The following is an 18,876-nucleotide window of genomic DNA, read 5'->3' as shown; positions in this document are numbered from 1 at the left end:
AACGACTGTTTCCTAGGAGGCGGTTTTTCGAAGCGGTGGAGGTGCATCGATCTCCACCTCGGCTTTGATTGTCTCCGCTTCGGCTTCTGCTGCGGAAAGTTCGACTTCGCGCACCCATTCGCGCCACACGGCAACCAGCAGCGCCATCAGCACCGGGCCAATGAACAGACCAAGGAAGCCCATCGTCTTCACACCACCGACCAGACCGAAGAAGGTTGGAAGGAAGGGAAGCTTGATCGGCCCGCCGACGAGGCGTGGGCGGATGGTCTTGTCGACGATGAAGAGTTCCACCGAGCCCCAGGCAAACAGAGCGATGCCTGCGCCGACGGAGCCGCTGGCAACCAGATAGACCGACACCAGCGTGAAGGACAGCGGCGCACCGCCGGGAATAAGGGCCATGACGCCGGTCAACACACCGAGCGTGACAGGTGAGGGCACGCCTGCAATCCAGTACGCAATACCGAGAATGATTCCTTCACCGATGGCGATCAGTGTCATGCCGGTGACGGTGGAGCTGATGGTGGCCGGAACGACGCGCGAGATGCGCTCCCAGCGCGTCGGCAGAATACGCTCGCCCACCAGATCGATCTGCCGCGCAAAGGCAACGCCGTTGCGGTAGACGAAGAACAGCGCGATCAGCATGAACAGCAGCGTGAGAATGAGGTGGAACGCGCCGTTTCCGGCGGCGACGATGGCGCGGTAGATGTTGCCGATATTGGCGCCGCTGACCAGTTGAATGACTTCGCCAATGGCACCGGGCGTGCCGATATAACGCACCCATTGCTCGCTCATCCAGGCACCGACGCCGGGCAGCGCGGCGATCCAGTCTGGCACGGGTGCGCCGACCTTGTTGACTTCCACGGCCCAGCCAAACCATTCGCGGATTTCGCTACCCGTGTAGGAAGCGGCAATGAAAATGGGGACGATGAGGAAGGCGATGATGAGAAGCAGGGCGACCGTTGCGCCAACCGTGTTGTTGCCGCCAACACGGCGCAGCAATTCACGATAAACGGGCCAGCTTGCAAAGCCGATGACGAGTGCGGCAAGCACCGGCACGAGGAAGCCGTAGAAGAAGTAGATTCCGGCAGCGACAATCAGAACCAGAAGCCAGCGGGCCGCAGAAATGGACGGCACGAGTGCGGTGCGTGCATGCGTGGCAGGGCCGAGCCAACGTGGCTCACTGGTCTTGCGTGGATTGTCAACCTTACTCAAAATCGCGTCTCTTTCGCATTCCCCGAACAGTTTGCAGTCTGCCATCATTTGGTAGACAGATTACAACATATTCTGCCAGCATTTCGTTTTTATATTGTTCGCACATCTTATTGGACGATTTTGGTAAAAATAACGCAACGCGCCTTGGCCTCTTTACACAAATATGAGAGTTGAAGGCGAATTTTACAATCGCGACGGCGGCAACGCTGTTATGGACACGATCATGCTTGCCCGTTTCTTCGCCTATTATCGTCCTTATCGTGGTCTGTTCATTCTGGACTTTTCCTGCGCTGTGCTTTCCGGCCTGCTGGAGCTTGGCTTTCCGATGGCGGTCAAGGCCTTCGTGGATGTGCTGCTGCCGGCTGGCGACTGGCCGGTTATCGTGCTGGCCTCCATCGGGCTTCTGGTGATCTACGTACTGAATACGGGGCTGATGGCGACCGTGACCTATTGGGGCCACATGCTCGGCATCAATATCGAAACCGATATGCGCCGCCGCGCCTTCGACCATTTGCAGAAACTGTCCTTCCGCTTTTTCGACAATCAGAAGACCGGGCATCTGGTTGGTCGGTTGACCAAGGATCTCGAGGAAATTGGCGAGGTGGCGCATCACGGGCCGGAAGATCTGTTCATCGCCATCATGACCTTCCTCGGTGCATTCCTGCTGATGCTCTCCGTCAACGTGCCACTGGCGCTGGTCACCGCCGCCATCGTTCCCATCACCGCCTGGGTGACGAGCCGTTACGGCAGCCGCATGACCAATAATTTCCGCGCACTTTATGGCCGCGTCGGCGCGTTCAACGCCCGCATTGAAGAGAATGTCGGCGGCATGCGCGTGGTGCAGGCTTTCGCCAATGAGGACCATGAGCGGGCGTTGTTCGAGGCGGATAACCAGCGTTACCGTCGCACCAAGCTCGATGCCTACAAGATTATGGCGGCAAGCACATCGCTAAGCTATATGAGCATGCGCCTGACGCAGATGATCATCATGATCTGCGGCGCCTGGTTCGTGCTGACGGGTGATCTGACCAGCGGCGGCTTCATCGGTTTCCTGCTGCTCGTCAACGTGTTCTTCCGCCCGGTGGAAAAGATCAATTCCGTCATCGAAACGTACCCGAAGGGCATTGCCGGTTTTCGCCGCTTTACCGAGCTGATCGATACCGACCCGGATATTGCCGATGCGCCTGACGCCGTCGAGGCACCGGCTCTGCGCGGCGAGATTGCCTATGGCAATGTCAGCTTCGGTTATAGCGATGGCAAGCAGGTGCTGCGTAACATCGACCTGACCATCCGGGCAGGGGAAACGGTCGCTTTCGTTGGCCCTTCAGGGGCGGGCAAGACAACGCTCTGCTCGCTGCTGCCACGATTTTACGAGGTTACGGGCGGTGCGATCAGCATTGATGGTATCGATATTCGCAAACTGACGCTTGCCTCGCTGCGCAGCCAGATCGGCATCGTGCAGCAGGATGTGTTCCTGTTCGGCGGTACCATTCGTGAGAATATCGAATATGGCCGTCTGGGTGCCAGCGATGCCGACATCTGGGAAGCGGCGCGCCGCGCCCGGCTGGATAGCGTCATCAACGATATGCCTGAAGGCATGGACACGGTGATCGGGGAGCGCGGCGTCAAGCTTTCCGGTGGCCAGAAGCAGCGTATGGCAATTGCCCGCATGTTCCTCAAAAATCCACCGATTCTCATTCTGGACGAGGCGACATCGGCGCTCGACACGGAAACCGAGCGCGCTATTCAGGCGTCCCTAGCCGAACTCGCCAAGGGCCGCACGACGCTGGTCATTGCCCACCGTCTGGCCACCATCCGCGATGCCTCGCGCATTGTGGTGGTGGACGAAAGCGGCATCGTGGAGACGGGCAACCATCAGGAGCTTCTGAACTCCAAGGGCCCTTACAGCCGCCTTTACGAAGCGCAGTTTGGCGCGCAGTTGCTGGTTTAAGGGTTCACTGGCGCTTCGATGCCGGGGTTCGGCTCCGGCTTGCCGGGATGCGAGGTGACGAGATAGGTCACCCCGACGGCGCTGGCCGCGACGATCAGCGTGCCGATGACGATGAGGGTGAATGTCCACGGCTTCGACCGGCGTCGCGACCAGACGATGCGGCGACCGCGCACGCGCTTCTTTTCCGGGTCATCGTGATATTCCGGTCCGAGATTTTCCGTGTTGGCCATGGTTCCCTCCGAATTCCGATTTTCTGTTTAGGCCAACGCCTCAGTGCGAGAGAAGTTCAATCAGCGAACGCCTTGGCCGCTTGCAGACTTGCCGGAGCGGAACGACCGGGCCATTGTGCGCGGAAAGCGAGACGATTTGCCTTGAGGGAGGACAGAGTTGATTTCCAATCCGCGCGCGTTTCTGGAGGAACTGTTTTTTGCTGCGGTGAAGGCAGCCGATCCCTATGAGGCGATCCTTCGCCACCTGCCGGAACCGCCCAAGGGGCGCACCGTCGTCATTGGCGCAGGCAAGGCGGCAAGCCAGATGGCGCAGGCCTTCGAGCGCGCCTGGCCGCACCCTTTCGATGGGCTGGTAGTGGCGCGCCACGGGCCGGTGGCCGAATGCCAGCGCACCAGAATTCTGCAATCCGGCCACCCGGTCCCTGACGAGGCAGGGATTACGGCAGCGCAAGCGCTGATGGCGCATGTGAGCGGGCTGACGGCGGATGATCTCGTCATCGCACTGGTTTCCGGCGGCGGCTCGGCACTTTTGCCCGCCCCGCCCGAAGGTTTTTCGCTGGTCGATGAGATTGCGCTCAATGAAGCGCTGCTGGCTTCCGGAGCGCCGATTTCGGCCATGAATGTGGTGCGCAAGCATTTCTCCCGCATCAAGGGCGGCAGGCTGGCGGCGCTGGCGCATCCAGCCCGAGTCATCAGCCTCGTGGTATCGGACGTACCGGGCGACAACCCCGCCTTCGTCGCTTCCGGCCCGACAGTGCCGGACGAAAGCGATGCGCAGGATGCACTGCGCGCCATCCGCGATTATCGCATCCACTTGCAGGAGCGCATTGTCGAGAGCATCCGCAACGTCGTGGCGCCCAAGCCCGATGACGCGGCCTTTGCCGGACACGAAGTCCACGTCATCGCCTCGGCGCGCGTCTCGCTGGAGGCCGCCGCCGATCTTGCCCGCAGCAAAGGGATTCATCCGCTGATCCTCTCCGATAGTATCGAAGGCGAGGCGAGAGACATCGGACGCATGCATGCGGCACTGGCGCGCGAGTTCGCGGCAAGCACCGCTTTCGACAAGCCTATGGTCCTGCTCTCCGGCGGCGAAACCACAGTCACCATCGGCAGCGGACGTTACGGCAAGGGTGGCCGCAATGCCGAATTTCTCCTCTCCGCCACCCTCGACCTGCAAGGCACCTCCGGCATCACGGCACTGGCAGCGGATACGGATGGCATTGATGGGTCTGAAAACAATGCAGGCGCATTCGCCGATGGCGACAGCATAAGCCGCATCCGCGCCGCTGGCGGCGATGCCCGGGCGCTGCTTTCCGGCCATGATGCGTGGTCTGCGTTTAATCTGGCCGGTGACCTCTTCGTGCCGGGACCGACGGGAACGAATGTGAATGATTTCCGGGCGTTTTTGCTGGAGTGATTTTTGGAGGTGGGCTGTTTAGGCATTAGCTTCCGCCTCGGAATGGATGTGCTGCGTTGCGCCCATCGTCTTTAAAGGATGGTGCCTGCCGCCGCCCGCTCCATAGACCCCATCAAAAACCGCTTGCCTTTGCTCGCAATATGGCCGTTAAGAGTGCGAAATCTGGCCGGGAGGTATTGTCTGGCCAAGAAACACGTTTGCGGCATAGCCATGGAGAGCCGAGATTATCAAGATAATGGTATTGCTGCACAGCGCCAACGGCGTCGAATGGCAGTCACCGCCGAAAGGCACCGGCCTGAAAACACTGGCCGAAGCCGAAGAGCAGGGTTTCATCCAGATCCGCGGCGAGTTTCAAAAACGACAGTTTCGCTTGACAAGCCTGGGTCTGGAATATGTCAACCGCGACAAGCGCCGGTTGGAAGCACGACGGACGTAAATGGATTTGGCTGGATAGGCTTGTTGGCACCAACACAGCCTTCTCAGGCCGCGCCCTTATGCAGCGCTGCCGCTGTGCCAGCCGGATCAACAGAAATCACCTTCAAGTAAGCCCGAGCGGGTTGATCCGGCTCGCTGCGGCTTTGCTCCCAATCCCGCAATGTCCCAAGTGGGATTTGGTAGCGAGCCGAAAACTCTTCCTGAGTGAGCCGAAGCGCCCGGCGGATGACTTTAACCTGCGGCATACGAGGAGCAGACCGAAGTTGCTCTTGCGTCACAGGCGGATTGTCAGCATCGGATTTCGCGTTTGCTTCTGCTTCTTCGTCGGTCATGGCTTCGAGGCAGGTCCACTAGTAATTCATATGATTCAGGTATTTCCACACCCGTCTTTTGTTTCTTGTTGCCTAAGCGTGCTCAGTCGTCTTGGTGAGAAAACAGATCGTCTTCCTTTTTTGTGTAATGCTGGTCGAAATTTTTTATTATGTTCGGGTTATAGAAATTCTTGCTGCTGCTGCCTTTCTTGCTTGGATCAAGGTATCTTTTGAGGCAGAGCTTCGTATCTTTTTCTAGAGTTTTCCTAAGCGTATGATATGTGGAATTTATGATAAAGTTCGAATATCGCTTCCTCAGCTTGCCGCAAAGCGTGTTGTAATCCCATGCATATGCAGGCGGAACCTTTCCATCTTCAACGATTAAAGTCAGATCCGGATCGACATTCACAATAGATGCCTTAACAGCATCATCAGCTTTACTCTTGATAAGGTCGAATTGTACCTTCACTGAGAATGAATAGTCGGACGAAATTGACGCTAAACCAACTTCTGATGCCTTCATATGCGCAAGGAATTTTATTACCGCGTCAGGAGATTTCTTGGCAATCGCCTCCACTTCATTTTGATCAAGATTGAATGAAATTGGAATTGAGGCGATGTTGAGATCCGAAAAGCTGACGGAAAACCACTTCTGAATTGAAATGACGTAATTTTTTACTGATGCAAGTGAGATTTCCACGAGTGCTTGCTGCAGAAGTGGGTTGTTATTGACGAAATGGGTCGCGCTGTCCCTGATATCTACAAGTGCTTCGATGTTTTTGAGGCAGTGTTGGTCAATTCGATTCACTGGATAGCCAGCAACTAGATTACAGCACTTTTCGAGACCAATAGTCATCGGCGAACCCGACTTGGTTGTCTTCAGCTCCTTGAATTTACTGGGAGTTCCATCCTTCCGCTTTTTCTGACGAAACTCATGAAGACTTGAAACTTTTCCGTTGTTAGCTTGCATGATGCGAGCCTTGAGAAGTAGTTCCCAAGCATTAATCATAAGTATGGAAAAAGATTCTTCCCGATACTGACACGATGCTCTGTTGTAAGTCTCAATCGCTGCCACACATGCAGCCCGCGATTTCTCTACAAGCTTAAAATACCCCGCCCGTCTCAAAGTAACTCCCAGCGTTCGAATCTTTACCGATTGATCAGCCCAGCTAGGTTTCAACGTTACGTTTATTTTTTCAATACTAAAATATGCCCGATTGGCAAGAGAGTAGCCGCGAGAATGGTTGTTCGACTTCATTACAAAAAAATATCCGGGCACTTATGGTGTCCGGATATTCATGATGAAAGTTCATTTGTTGTGGAGTGTTAGCTTAACTGCAACCGCTCGTCGCACCACAAGTATCGCATTTCTCACACGTCCCATTACGCACCATCGTAAAGTTCTGGCACTCGGAGCACATGTTGCCCGTGTATCCCTGGGCAATCGAGCGGATGCGGCGTTCGGCTTCCTTCTTTTTGGCTTCCGTCTTGGCGGAGGCGGCGTCTGCTGCTGCCTTGTCGGAGAAGAGGGCCGTTGCGGCCTGTTCGGATTCGGTGGCGATGGCCTCTTCGGCGATGTCTTCGGCCAGTTCCTTGGCGCGCTCCTCGTAGTCACGCTTGAAGGCGACGACTTCGGAGGTGGAGATGGCGACGGTTGGTTCCAGCTTGCGGACCGTGTTGCCGGAGATCGACGTTACGTTGCCGGAGGCGCGGGCAGGGGCGGCTGTTGCCGAACCCTTTGGCTCCGAACCGCTACGCTCGCTGCCGGTGTCGGAAACCAGCGTTGGCTTGTAGCCGCGGGTCCAGCCGGTGGAGAGCAGGTTGGTCTTGCCTTCCTGAATGCCCTTGCCGAGTGCCGTCTGCGAGAAGTCCGACGTATCCACATGGGCCAGATCGTGACGGCCGAGGTAGGAGACGGCGAGTTCGCGGAAGACGTAGTCGAGGATCGATGTTGCGTTCTTGATCGCATCGTTGCCGATGACCATGCCGGCTGGTTCGAACTTGGTGAAGGTGAAGGCCTCCACATATTCTTCCAGCGGCACGCCATATTGCAGGCCAAGCGAGATGGCGATGGCGAAGTTGTTCATCATGGCGCGGAAGGCGGCGCCTTCCTTGTGCATGTCGATGAAGATTTCGCCGATGCGGCCATCACCGAATTCGCCGGTGCGCAGGTACACTTTATGACCGCCGACGGCTGCCTTCTGGGTGTAACCCTGACGGCGGTTCGGCAGCTTTTCACGCTCGCGGCTGACACGTTCGATTACGCGCTCAACGATCTTTTCCGTCAGCGTCACGGCCTGGGCGGCCTGTGGCTGGGCGATCAGATCATCCAATGCGTCTTCGTTGTCGTCATCTTCGACCAGCGATGCATTGAGCGGCTGGCTGAGCTTGGAGCCATCGCGGTAAAGCGCGTTGGCCTTCAGCGCCAGCTTCCAGGACAGCATGTAGGCTGCGCCGCAATCTTCCACCGTTGCATCGTTCGGCATGTTGATGGTCTTGGAAATCGCACCCGAGATGAAGGGCTGCGCTGCCGCCATCATGCGGATGTGGGATTCCACCGAGAGGTAACGCTTGCCGATCTTGCCGCAAGGGTTGGCGCAATCGAACACGGGCAGATGCTCGTCCTTGAGGAACGGTGCGCCTTCCAGCGTCATCGCGCCGCAAACGTGCACGTTGGCCGCTTCGATGTCCTTCTTGGCAAAGCCGAGATGTTCCAGCAGGTTGAAGCTCATGTCGGCGAGTTGCTCGTCGGAGACCTTCAGCGTTTCCTTGAGGAAGTCAGCGCCGAGTGTCCACTGGTTGAAGACGAACTTGATGTCGAAGGCGGCCTTCAGCGCGCCGTTGACGGCTTCGATCTTCTCATCGGTAAAGCCCTTGGCGCGCAGCGTCGAGGCGTTGACGGCAGGTGCCTGGTTGAGATTGCCGTGACCGACAGCGTAGGCTTCGATTTCGGCGATCTGGCTTTCGGAATAACCGAGCGAGCGCAGGGATTCCGGTACGGCGCGGTTGATGATCTTGAAGTAACCGCCACCGGCCAGCTTCTTGAACTTTACCAGCGCAAAGTCAGGCTCGATGCCGGTCGTGTCGCAATCCATGACGAGGCCGATCGTGCCTGTCGGCGCGATAACGGTGGTCTGGGCATTGCGGTAGCCGTTGATTTCGCCAAGCTCCAGAGCCTTGTCCCATGCAGCAACGGCGTGGGTGATGAGGTCCTGATCCGTGCAATCGGTGTGGATGAGCGGAACCGGGTTTACCGACAGGCCTTCGTAACCATAGGCCAAGCCCTGAGCGGCGCGGCGGTGGTTGCGGATGACGCGCAGCATGTTGTCACGGTTCGGTGCAAAGCCGGGGAAGGGGCCGAGTTCGCCAGCCATTTCAGCCGATGTTGCGTAGGATACGCCGGTCATGATGGCGGTCAAGGCACCGGCAATCGCACGGCCTTCATCGCTATCGTAAGGAATGCCGGAGGACATCAGCAGGCCGCCGATGTTGGCATAGCCGAGGCCGAGTGTGCGGTATTCGTAGGAGCGTTCGGCAATTTCCTTGGATGGGAACTGCGCCATCATGACGGAGACTTCGAGAACGACGGTCCACAGGCGAACGGCGTGTTCGTAGTCGGCAATGTCGATGTTCTTGGTCTTGGCGTCCTTGAACTGAAGCAGGTTCAGCGAGGCAAGGTTGCAGGCCGTGTCATCGAGGAACATGTATTCCGAGCAGGGGTTGGATGCGCGGATGGGGCCAGCGGCTGGCGATGTGTGCCAGTCGTTCATGGTGGTGTTGAAGTGCAGGCCCGGATCGGCAGATGCCCAAGCGGCGTGGGAAATCTTTTCCCAGAGATCGCGGGCTTTCAGCGTCTTCATGACCTTGCCGTCCTTGCGGGCGGTGAGGTTCCAGTCGCCATTGTCTTCCACGGCGCGCAGGAAGTCGTCCTTCAGCGAGACCGAGTTGTTGGAGTTCTGGCCAGACACCGTGAGGTAGGCTTCCGAATCCCAATCGGTGTCGTAGGTCTTGAATTCGATGTCCTTGTAGCCCTGCTGGGCGAACTGGATGACGCGCTTGACGTAGTTTTCAGGAACCATGTCCTTCTTGGCAGCACGGATTTCGCGCTTCAAGGCCGGGTTCTTGGCAGGGTCGAAGCAATCGCCATTATCGCCTTCGCAATTGACGCAGGCCTTCATGATGGCCTTCAAGTGCTTGGCGACGATCTTGGAACCGGTGACGAGAGCGGCAACCTTCTGCTCCTCGTTCACCTTCCAGTCGATGTAGGCTTCGATATCGGGGTGATCGGCATCGACGACGACCATCTTCGCTGCTCGACGAGTCGTGCCGCCGGACTTGATGGCGCCGGCTGCGCGGTCACCGATCTTGAGGAAGCTCATGAGGCCGGAGGACTTGCCACCGCCGGACAGCTTTTCGCCTTCGCCGCGCAGGTAGGAGAAGTTGGAGCCCGTGCCGGAGCCGTATTTGAACAGGCGCGCTTCACGCACCCACAGGTCCATGATGCCGCCTTCATTGACCAGATCGTCTTCGACGGACTGGATGAAGCAGGCATGCGGCTGCGGGTGTTCGTAAGAGGACTTGGACTTGGTCAGCTTGCCCGTAAAGGGGTCGACATAGAAGTGGCCCTGGCTTGGACCATCGATGCCATAGGCCCAGTGCAGGCCGGTGTTGAACCACTGTGGAGAATTCGGCGCAACGCGCTGGGTGGCGAGCATGTAGGCAAGCTCATCCTTGAAGGCTGCCGCATCTTCTTCGGTCGAGAAATATTTGCCCTTCCAGCCCCAGTAAGCCCATGTACCGGCCAGACGGTCGAAAACCTGACGCGCATCGATTTCAGAGCCGTAACGCTCGTCTTCGGGAATGTCCTTCATCGCCTTTTCATCGGCAACGGAACGCCACAGGAAGGACGGAACGTCGTTCTCTTCGACCTTCTTCAGGCGGGCAGGAACGCCTGCCTTGCGGAAATATTTCTGCGCCAGAACGTCTGTCGCGACTTGGCTGAACTGCGCGGGAACGTCGATATCCGCCAGACGGAAAACGACGGAACCATCCGGGTTCTTGATCTCGCTCACGGCCTTGCGGAACTCGATTTCCGCATAGGCAGACTGGCCGGGCTTCGTGAAGCGACGTTCGATGCGCATTGTCTTTGTCCTCGTCCTTGGGCGCCTCTGGGCAGGGCGCAAAAATTCGTTCCAGCGTCGCACTTCATCGCGCGCCGCCGGTTTGTGGCCGTATCAGGTAAAACCATCATCCGTGGATGATGCTCCCTCTATCTCGTGGTGATTTCGGCTGCAAGCATACTATATATAGTATTAACAGTTTGTTGTCGCCATATATCCCGCATTTTGTTTTGGCAGCAAAAGCCAGCTCACAGACAACCGATTGCGCTCCATCCCCTCATGGCTGGAACGCATACAAACGCGTGAACTGAAACTGATGAGAACCGAAGGTGGAACACCCGATTCCGTTGCCGCCGCAACATGAGCATTACCTTGCGGATATGCAGTGATTCCGTCAAGGCCTAGTTTGCAATCGTTTGTTAACCACAAGATATTGTGTGGGGTGGCTGTGGAAAACGGGGAAAGAAAAACCGCCCATAAAATTCAGTAACTTGGATGAATTTTAGAAAGTCCGATGCCGACTACCTTACGTTACGGAGGGCCCGTTTATCGCGATTTTCTCGATTTTTTCGAGTGTGGTGTACATGCAACAACACCTGATTTCCACAATTGCCGGTTCATATGCAGTTAGGGCTGGACAAACGAAAAGAGGCAGCGGCAGCGCGCAGGTCCTATCTGAATTGAGGCGACGGTTCTGCCGCAAATGTCGGTTATGTTACTCCCGCTTTGACGATTTTTTTTCCGATAGATACTTTCTGGAAAGATCGGATGATTCCGATTTTGTTGCGAAGACTAGGTGGTTTGAGACAACGCATCCGCTTTGCGCCAATAGGAGACATTGAAAGACAATTCCGTTAGGTTGGCATTCGCGGGGCGGAGAGGAACAATGCTTATAATTTTTGGCGGACTGCCTGGATCAGGAAAAAGCACCGTTGCTCAAGCGTTGGCGCGGAGAATTAGAGCGCTTTATCTGAGAGTGGACACAGTCGAGCAGGCAATCCGGACATCCGCACCATTCGCGGAAAGGCTGGATGTTGGCCCAAGCGGGTATGTGACAGTCTATCGATTGGCGACCGATAACCTGCGGCTCGGGCACACGGTGATCGCAGACTCCGTGAATCCTTTACCTACAACCCGAAATGCATTTCGAGACGTAGCCGCTGACTCTGGTACTAAATTCATCGAGGTCGAAATCGTTTGCTCCGATGCTGCGGTCCACCGCCATCGCGCCGAGACAAGACCACCTTCTGTTGATGGACTATCCCCGCCATCATGGGCGGCAATCCAGAACAGGCACTATGAGGCTTGGATACCCGATCTGCGCATAGATACCTCTCTTCTGTCTGTCGAACAAAGTGTTGTGGAAATCGTGAGGAAACTGGGCGAATGACCGCTATGGGCCAAAAGCGGGCTTTCACGTTTGTCGTAAAACTTCCCATTAGATCGACAGTTTTTCGACGTCGCAAATCGCAAAGACTCGCGACGGTTGGGAGCATAGAATGCTTCTAGAAGATATTTTCAGCGAGATTGATTTAGCGCTAGTATCTGACTGAATTTCAGATCTGAGTTAAGGGCCACCCGCAGGCAGCCCTTTCAAATCCATGAAGCTTGCTTGAAATCAGCCCGGTGCGCCCTTGGCGATGGGTTCCTGATAAGTGAAGCCGAGGTCCCAGGGGAAATAGATCCACGTGTCCTGGCTGACTTCTGTGATGAAAGTGTCGATGGTGGGGACGCCGCTTGGCTTGGCGTAGACGCAGGCAAAATGGGCCTTTGGCAGCATTTCGCGCACTTCGATGGCGGTCTTGCCGGTGTCGGTCAGATCGTCGACGACGAGGATGCCTTCGCCTTCCTTTTCCATCAGCTCCGGCGAAATCCCCTTCAGCAGCAGCGTATCGCCCTGGTTGAGGTAGTCATGGCGGGTAGCGATGCAGACGGTGTCGATGAGGCGGATGTTGAGTTCGCGCGAGATGATCGCTGCCGGAACGAGGCCGCCGCGGGTGATGCAGACGATGGCCTTGAACTCCTGGTTCAGGCCGGCCAGACGCCAGGCAAGCGCACGGGCATCGCGGTGAAATTGATCCCAGGAGACGGGAAAAGCTTTATCGGGAAGGGACATGGGGTGTCTACCATCTGGTCAAAATTGTCGATGGCTTTGGCTAATAGCGGCAAGAATGCCTGAAAAGCAAGCACATCGCGCCGCTCCCCAACGGGTTTCTTGCCGCATTCCTAAAAAAAGAGCGTGTGCCTTCTACTGGTTCTTATCTACGAAAGCGCCAATGACGCGGTTTCGCCCGGCATCCTTGGCGCGGTAGAGCGCGGTATCGGCACGGCGTAGCAATTGCTGCAGGCGCTCGCCGGGGCCAGCCTGCACCACGCCAAAGCTGCAGGTGATGCGACCATGCGGCAAAGGCTCCACATAGCTGGCCTGGAAGGCAGCGCGCAGACGCTCAGCGATTTTCAGCGCAGCTTCGCCCGAGGTACGCGGTAGAACGATGCAGAATTCCTCGCCGCCGATGCGGGCAGCCAGATCATAGGGCCGCAGAGAATCCTTCACGATCTCACCGACGATCATCAAAACATTGTCGCCAGAATCATGGCCGTAATCATCATTGATCTGTTTGAAATTATCGAGATCGAACAGGATGAGGGAAAGCGGCTCCTTGGCACGCTCGGCCTGTGACTGAAGAGCGGGCACCTGTTCTGTCAGCCAGCGGCGGTTTGCCAACCCGGTGAGAAAATCTGTGGTGGCCTGATGCTTGAGCTTCTTGGTTAGCTCCTCAACCTGAAACAACATCGACTTCGTCGCATCGGTCACTATGGCGATTTCATCTGTGCCGCTGGACTGAATTTTAAGAACGCTTTTGTCCTCCGGGTACTTTTTCAAAGCCACGGCAAGGTGGTGCAGGGGGCGAATGAAGTGCCAGATGGCGAACAGGCAGACGCCGGTGCCGACAACGGTGGCCACGAGTATAAGGCCAAAGACCGGAATCGGGCTGGTATCGAAACCAAAAAGCAGATGAACAATCAGTGCGATAAGCGGAACGTGAACGCTCAGGAAAGAAACGAGGAAAATTTTTGCGATCAGGGATCGTTGGAGCATGGGCATTATCCGTCGTTTTCACAGTCGTCATCCGTCACCGCGTCGGCAATGGATCATTCTCTAAAATAGCAAGATCGAAATCAGCCTCGAAAAAAAGCTATTCGATGGCGAGATGTCGGTTAACTTATGATGGGCAACTTATTTTTCAATTCCAGATATTAAATCCCATCTTATAGGCTCCTTTTTCCGATTTTACTATTTTAAGTGGTGCGCCACTGAGGTGTTTCCTCAAAGTGCAAAAGTACACGCTTTTAGCGCTCAAAAACGCAGGACCAGTAAGCCGGATTCGCCGCCATCTCGGCATGAACGAGCCGATTTCCCCTCCAAAAGCTCTTATCCACAGGCAAAATAAGCCTCTGTTTTGAATGGATAATCCTTGTTTTTCAGGGCTTCTCGCCCGGTCCGTCATTTTTTTGTCAAAAGGCGCATTTTCTTGCTTGCGGTATCGAAAAGCTCTGACTATAAGGGCGCCACACCGCAAGTGTTACGCGCCCTTCGTCTATCGGTTAGGACGTCAGATTTTCATTCTGAAAAGAGGGGTTCGACTCCCCTAGGGCGTACCACTTGGGTCTCCTTCATTCAATAAATTGAGCTATGTGCTGCTGTACGTTGTTGAGCCAATGCGCTTTTGCCGTTGAGATTGCAGTACGACGTTTGCCTTCTAAAAGCCGCTGAGAACCTGTTTTTCTACTCGTGACTGGCAAGCGCGATCGTTTCGTCTGTGACAGGTACGGGTCTCTGATCCCAAAGTACTGAAATGCGGGCTAGGTCTCGCATTTCTTGATCGTCAAAAGGAATTTCAACTCCAAAATATTCTTTCATTTTCTTGGCATTGCGGCCGGCAAAATTTAGTAGCCAAGCTGCCAAATTTTCCCGCTGTGCAATCGCCCAAAGCTCTGGAGTTACGGTATCGATCTCGCGGAGTTGCCCAAGCCTTCGGCTGTGTCCTTCGATGTCGGTTATAGGGGAACCAAATTCCTCACGAAGAATCGTGTGTACTTGATTGTGGGCAGTCATTAGGGCACCTTGAATGCCAAACCGGCTCACACACATGTCAAACAAAAAGTATGTGTCCATCCTCGACTTGAGATCAGAAAAATCAATTTTTTGCCCTAACGCTTTATGTTGGTCGATAAGCGCAGAATAAAGACTCCAGACTTTTGTCCATCGATCCTTATCTGCAAATCTACCTTCAGTGATTTTGCTCATGACGGCTTCCGCCGTATAGATGGTCACAACATTTTCTAAACGAGCAATTAGGTCAGCCGCTTCTTTTTGCTTATCTTCCCAAAGCTCTGCCTCAAAACCTAATCCGCTAAAACGTTTGAACCGTGACAAGTTTGCGTAAAGAAAACTGAGAAACGCAAAACCAAACACAACACTTGCTTCGGTAACTTTTCCGCCCTGAAGGAAAAGATAAAAGTGATAGAGCGCGAAAAAACCCACCGCAGAGAAAACAATACCCTGCCAGTTATTTCTAATGAATTTCATCGTCTTCCCCGTTTCCGAGTAACAGATACAGCACAGGGAGCAATTCATTGTCCAGCGCAAGGTATGAGGATTTACCCACTATTATACCGCGCCCCGCGGCTTCAATTACTATTGGCTATTCGCAGCTAAGTCCTCGCCAAATACGGGTTGAGTTTCGCAGTTGACCCGGCGCGCGAGAACGCGATTGTAGCACTGGCATCTTGGAGGAGATATCAGTGACATCAGGCATACCGTTTTCCCTTGTCGGCATCGATCACGTCGTTCTTTTGGTTGATGACATGGACAAGGCGCTTCGTTTTTATCATGAGGTTTTGGGCTGCCGTCCCGGCTACACCTATCCGGCGCTGGGCATGGAGCAGGTGTGGTGTGGAGCATCGCTTATCGTTTTGTGGGATATTACGCATCCGGGCGGGCAGAAGGCGGCACCGCCGGTGACGGGTGGGCGTAATGTGGACCACATCTGCATCGCGACTGGCCCTTTCGAGCATGATGCCCTGCGGGCGCATCTGGAAAGCCACGGCGTGAAAATCCATCGTGAGGCCATGCATGGCGGCGCGCGGGGCATGGGCCACTCCTTCTATATATACGACCCCTTCGGCAACATGCTGGAGATCAAGGGACCGGCTGAATATCCGGACGGGCGATCTGCGGTGGTTTGAGGCCGCAGTCGAACACGGTTTCATGATGGGGCGGCATGCAACCGCGAAGCTGGAATGGCGTTGTTCTGAAAACAGAATTAACGGAGCATTAACCATGTCCAGTTTCCTTCGCCCACTTGCCGCCACGTTGGCCTTTTGCGGACTCAGCGCATGTCTCGTTCAAGAGGCGAAAGCCGAAACGGCAGTGGTGCCGACGCAAATGTCGCATTATCAGGGCAAATGGCTGGAAATCGGCCGCACGCCGATGCGTTTGACCGATGGCTGCGTGGCTGGCTTCACCATTTACAAGAAGGGCTCTGCGCCCAATGAGGTGATGGTGCAGGATGGCTGCCGCGAGGGAACGCCTCAGGGCAAGCTGAAAACCATCGAAGGCATCGGCACGCTGACGGATTACAAGGCGACGAACGCAAAGCTGCGGGTGCGATATCCGCTGTTCATCACCTTCAATTATTGGGTCCGCTATCAGTCACCCGACCGAAGCTGGTTCATCAGTTCCAACCCTGACATGACCAACCTTTGGATCTATTCGCGCAACGTGCCATCCAAGAGCAGGCTGGCGGTGATGGTGAAGAAAGCTGAAGAGCTTGGATATGATACAAGCAAACTGGAATTTCCGAAGTTTTGAGATTGGATTTTTGATGCGAATGAAAAATGCCTGCGGAGACGCAGGCACCTTTGTTTGTGGTGTCGGGTTCGAGTGGTGTTTGCCTCGCGAAAAAAGTCTCTTTGGAACAAAAACTTGGTCTGAAAGTACCGGCTCAGGGACGATGGAAAGAGACGAGGTCGCGTCTTAAGACTAATCCATGCAAAAATGCCCGCGTTTTGCGCGGGCATTTGCAGTCAGTTTTAAGGCCCAAGCCGTTATTCAACGATTGTTTCGCGGCGGCGTTCTGTGTGGGCAGCACCCATGTTGCCGCCGAAGAGGGCCGCGACGGCGCCGAGGAGCAGTGCGCCGAAGGCGACGTAAGAGCCGGTGGAGACTGCTGTCGCGGTTGCCTGAGCAGCTTCCGTTGCGCGGGTCTTGGCCTGTTCTACGGCCTGCTTATACTGGGTCTCATATTGTGTGACCTGCTGGCGGGCCTGATCGACCGGGATGCCCTGCGCGCGTGCCAGAGCATCGGCAGCGCGGTTGCGGGCATCGTCTGCCTGAGCCTGATCACCTGTCAATGCGGCGCGAACGGCGCTGACGGCTGCATCGCGCAGAGCCTGCGGATCATTGCCGCCGCTTGCTTCACGAATGCGCTGTTCGATGGTGGAGACGGGGTCGCTGGCATTGGCAAGCGAAGGCGCTGCGGCTGTCGCTGCCGTGGCAATGGTGGAACCGGCACCGGAAAAAACGCTGGTGACGCCAGAGAATGCGCCGCCGACCAGCGCGCCGACTGATGTCGTCAGAAGGTAGAAGACGACAAGCGTGGTAACGGCCCAGGAGGTCAGACCATGCAGCGCGCCTGTGGAGCGGACGACGCGACCGGACATGCGGCTGGCAACATAGGCACCGATGAAGGCTGCGATGATGCCACTGACGATCATCCAAATGACCGAGCCCATGGAGAGCGATGCGGCGGTGGGCGTGTCGTTCTGTGCAGGGTCGATAACGCCTGCGCCTATTGCCAGGCCAAGAAGGTTCAACAGCAGGTGCAGGGAAAGGGCAATTGCCACACCGGCAAACACGCCGCCCCAAGAAATATTCGTAACAGTGTCCCGCGCTACAGGAGCGTAAACGCCTGCCGTGGATGTCGCATATCTTGTCTGATCAGTCATTTTGATCTCCTGTAACACACGCGGGTTCGCGTTGTGCCACTGAAACGGGCAGAATATGCGTTTGTTCCGCGCTAAAACAGGAAAATCTAATTGTTTTCAGTCGATTCCGTATTCAATATAATCGATTTAATTCAACCATTTGTGGATATTTATTGAATTAATGCCAGGACGCGAAAAAGCTTAGCGCACAATTGGTTTGCGCAGCCTTCCGGCGGCATCCTGAATGTACTGCCACGCCACGCGACCGGACCGACCGCCACGGGTCGTTGCCCATTCCAGCGCCTCGTGGTGCAGCGTTTCGCGCGGCAGGCCGAGATCGAAATAGTCGGCGTACCCATCGATCATTTTCAGATAGTCATCCTGGCTGCATTTGTGGAAACCAAGCCACAACCCAAAGCGATCCGACAGCGAGACTTTCTCCTCTACCGCTTCAGACGGATTGATGGCGGTCGATTGCTCGTTTTCCATCATGTGGCGTGGCAGCAGGTGGCGGCGGTTGGAAGTGGCATAAAAGAGAACATTTTCCGGTCTGCCTTCAATGCCGCCATCGAGCGCTGCCTTGAGAGACTTGTATGCAGTGTCGTCATGGTCGAAGGAGAGATCGTCGCAGAAGAGAATGACGCGCTGATCGGATGATTTCAGAATATCCAGCAGGGCAGGGAGGGTGTGGATGTCTTCGCGATGGACTTCGACCAGCTTCAAAGCCACGCCACTTGCGGTACGCACGTCTTCGTGAACAGCCTTGACCAGCGACGACTTGCCCATGCCACGCGCGCCCCACAAAAGCACATTATTAGCAGCATAGCCTTCGGCAAAGCGCAGGGTGTTTTCGTGGAGAATATCGCGGACATGATCCACGCCGCGAATGAGTTGAAGAGCGATGCGGTTGGGTCGCGGCACTGGCTGAAGCCAGGCATTGGCGGGAACCCAGACGAAGCAATCGGCGCTATTCCAGTCGTTTACAGCGGGAGCGGGGCCTGCGAGGCGCTCAAGGGCGGCCGCAAGGCGGCGAACTTCGGAAAGCAGAGCCAGGTTTGTTTCGTCCGGTGTCATCTTAATGTCTCCTGCAAACATTCAAGGCTGCGCTTCGCACTGTATGGAGGCGGCACAACAGTAGAATTTCTGCGGGTTAGCATGGCGTTTATCGCCTTGAAAGGTTATGAGGCGTGGAAACGGTACGGCGTACTGT

16 protein-coding genes and 1 tRNA gene are annotated in these 18,876 nt (G+C 55.8%); 7 read left to right on the top strand and 10 right to left on the bottom strand.

Features of this window, described 5'->3' with window-relative positions; translation table 11 throughout:
- Window positions 1-12: 12 nt before the first annotated feature.
- Window positions 13-1,212, bottom strand: coding sequence for an AI-2E family transporter (locus ABUK73_RS02810; protein ID WP_353575929.1), 1,200 nt, complete (start codon window positions 1,210-1,212; stop codon window positions 13-15).
- A gap of 223 nt (window positions 1,213-1,435) precedes the next feature.
- Between ABUK73_RS02810 and ABUK73_RS02805 the strand changes: the two genes are divergently transcribed.
- A complete protein-coding gene (locus ABUK73_RS02805) occupies window positions 1,436-3,163 on the top strand; it encodes an ABC transporter ATP-binding protein (RefSeq protein WP_353575928.1) in 1,728 nt (575 codons plus the stop codon).
- Here ABUK73_RS02805 and ABUK73_RS02800 read toward each other — a convergent pair.
- A complete protein-coding gene (locus ABUK73_RS02800; protein WP_353575927.1) occupies window positions 3,160-3,393 on the bottom strand; it encodes a hypothetical protein in 234 nt (77 codons plus the stop codon). The two genes, ABUK73_RS02805 and ABUK73_RS02800, sit on opposite strands and share 4 nt — an antisense overlap.
- A gap of 157 nt (window positions 3,394-3,550) precedes the next feature.
- Here ABUK73_RS02800 and ABUK73_RS02795 point away from each other — a divergent pair, with 157 nt between their 5' ends.
- Both ABUK73_RS02795 and ABUK73_RS02790 read left to right on the top strand, forming a co-directional pair.
- Window positions 3,551-4,810 (top strand): glycerate kinase type-2 family protein, encoded by a 1,260-nt coding sequence (locus ABUK73_RS02795; RefSeq protein ID WP_353575926.1) that lies wholly within the window; start codon window positions 3,551-3,553, stop codon window positions 4,808-4,810.
- Between the two features lie 235 nt (window positions 4,811-5,045).
- Window positions 5,046-5,246, top strand: a complete 201-nt coding sequence (locus tag ABUK73_RS02790; RefSeq protein ID WP_113087943.1) for a hypothetical protein — start codon at window positions 5,046-5,048, stop codon at window positions 5,244-5,246.
- A 43-nt stretch (window positions 5,247-5,289) separates the two neighbouring features.
- Here the strand turns inward: ABUK73_RS02790 and ABUK73_RS02785 are convergent, their stop codons facing one another.
- The 3 genes from ABUK73_RS02785 to ABUK73_RS02775 all read right to left on the bottom strand — a co-directional run bounded on the left by ABUK73_RS02785 (window position 5,290) and on the right by ABUK73_RS02775 (window position 10,697).
- Window positions 5,290-5,577 (bottom strand): helix-turn-helix domain-containing protein, encoded by a 288-nt coding sequence (locus ABUK73_RS02785; protein WP_353575925.1) that lies wholly within the window; start codon window positions 5,575-5,577, stop codon window positions 5,290-5,292.
- Window positions 5,578-5,659: 82 nt separating this feature from the next.
- A complete protein-coding gene (locus tag ABUK73_RS02780; RefSeq protein WP_353575924.1) occupies window positions 5,660-6,814 on the bottom strand; it encodes a DUF3644 domain-containing protein in 1,155 nt (384 codons plus the stop codon).
- 73 nt (window positions 6,815-6,887) lie between these two features.
- On the bottom strand, window positions 6,888-10,697 hold the full coding sequence (locus ABUK73_RS02775; protein ID WP_353575923.1) for a vitamin B12-dependent ribonucleotide reductase: 3,810 nt from the start codon (window positions 10,695-10,697) through the stop codon (window positions 6,888-6,890).
- 865 nt (window positions 10,698-11,562) lie between these two features.
- On the opposite strand from ABUK73_RS02775, the gene ABUK73_RS02770 reads away from it, so the two are divergent.
- Entirely contained in the window at window positions 11,563-12,066 is a 504-nt protein-coding gene (locus tag ABUK73_RS02770) for an AAA family ATPase (RefSeq protein WP_353575922.1), read from the top strand.
- A gap of 228 nt (window positions 12,067-12,294) precedes the next feature.
- On the opposite strand, the gene gpt is transcribed toward ABUK73_RS02770, so the two are convergent.
- Both gpt and ABUK73_RS02760 read right to left on the bottom strand, forming a co-directional pair.
- Window positions 12,295-12,792, bottom strand: coding sequence for a xanthine phosphoribosyltransferase (gene gpt / locus ABUK73_RS02765; RefSeq protein WP_353575921.1), 498 nt, complete (start codon window positions 12,790-12,792; stop codon window positions 12,295-12,297).
- A gap of 132 nt (window positions 12,793-12,924) precedes the next feature.
- On the bottom strand, window positions 12,925-13,776 hold the full coding sequence (locus tag ABUK73_RS02760) for a GGDEF domain-containing protein (protein WP_162727624.1): 852 nt from the start codon (window positions 13,774-13,776) through the stop codon (window positions 12,925-12,927).
- A gap of 488 nt (window positions 13,777-14,264) precedes the next feature.
- Between ABUK73_RS02760 and ABUK73_RS02755 the strand changes: the two genes are divergently transcribed.
- Window positions 14,265-14,339 (top strand) — tRNA-Glu (locus tag ABUK73_RS02755).
- Window positions 14,340-14,463: 124 nt separating this feature from the next.
- On the opposite strand, the gene ABUK73_RS02750 is transcribed toward ABUK73_RS02755, so the two are convergent.
- Complete coding sequence (locus tag ABUK73_RS02750) at window positions 14,464-15,267, bottom strand: hypothetical protein (protein ID WP_353575920.1); 804 nt, start codon at window positions 15,265-15,267, stop codon at window positions 14,464-14,466.
- Window positions 15,268-15,482: 215 nt separating this feature from the next.
- Between ABUK73_RS02750 and ABUK73_RS02745 the strand changes: the two genes are divergently transcribed.
- Both ABUK73_RS02745 and ABUK73_RS02740 read left to right on the top strand, forming a co-directional pair.
- Entirely contained in the window at window positions 15,483-15,926 is a 444-nt protein-coding gene (locus ABUK73_RS02745; RefSeq protein ID WP_353575919.1) for a VOC family protein, read from the top strand.
- A gap of 94 nt (window positions 15,927-16,020) precedes the next feature.
- Window positions 16,021-16,551, top strand: coding sequence for a lipocalin family protein (locus ABUK73_RS02740; RefSeq protein ID WP_454892313.1), 531 nt, complete (start codon window positions 16,021-16,023; stop codon window positions 16,549-16,551).
- A gap of 236 nt (window positions 16,552-16,787) precedes the next feature.
- On the opposite strand, the gene ABUK73_RS02735 is transcribed toward ABUK73_RS02740, so the two are convergent.
- Together ABUK73_RS02735 and ABUK73_RS02730 are read right to left on the bottom strand one after the other, a co-directional pair.
- Window positions 16,788-17,687 carry a YrzE family protein gene (locus ABUK73_RS02735; protein ID WP_353575918.1) on the bottom strand — a complete coding sequence of 300 codons (900 nt, stop codon included), beginning with the start codon at window positions 17,685-17,687 and terminating at the stop codon, window positions 16,788-16,790.
- 180 nt (window positions 17,688-17,867) lie between these two features.
- Window positions 17,868-18,740, bottom strand: a complete 873-nt coding sequence (locus ABUK73_RS02730) for an ATP-binding protein (RefSeq protein WP_353575917.1) — start codon at window positions 18,738-18,740, stop codon at window positions 17,868-17,870.
- Window positions 18,741-18,876 lie beyond the last annotated feature (136 nt).

The organism is Agrobacterium vacciniicorymbosi (assembly GCF_040427045.1).
Classification (GTDB): Bacteria; Pseudomonadota; Alphaproteobacteria; order Rhizobiales; family Rhizobiaceae; genus Agrobacterium.
The sequence above is the reverse complement of the archived record's forward strand: the minus strand, read 5'-3'. Positions and strand labels throughout refer to the sequence as shown.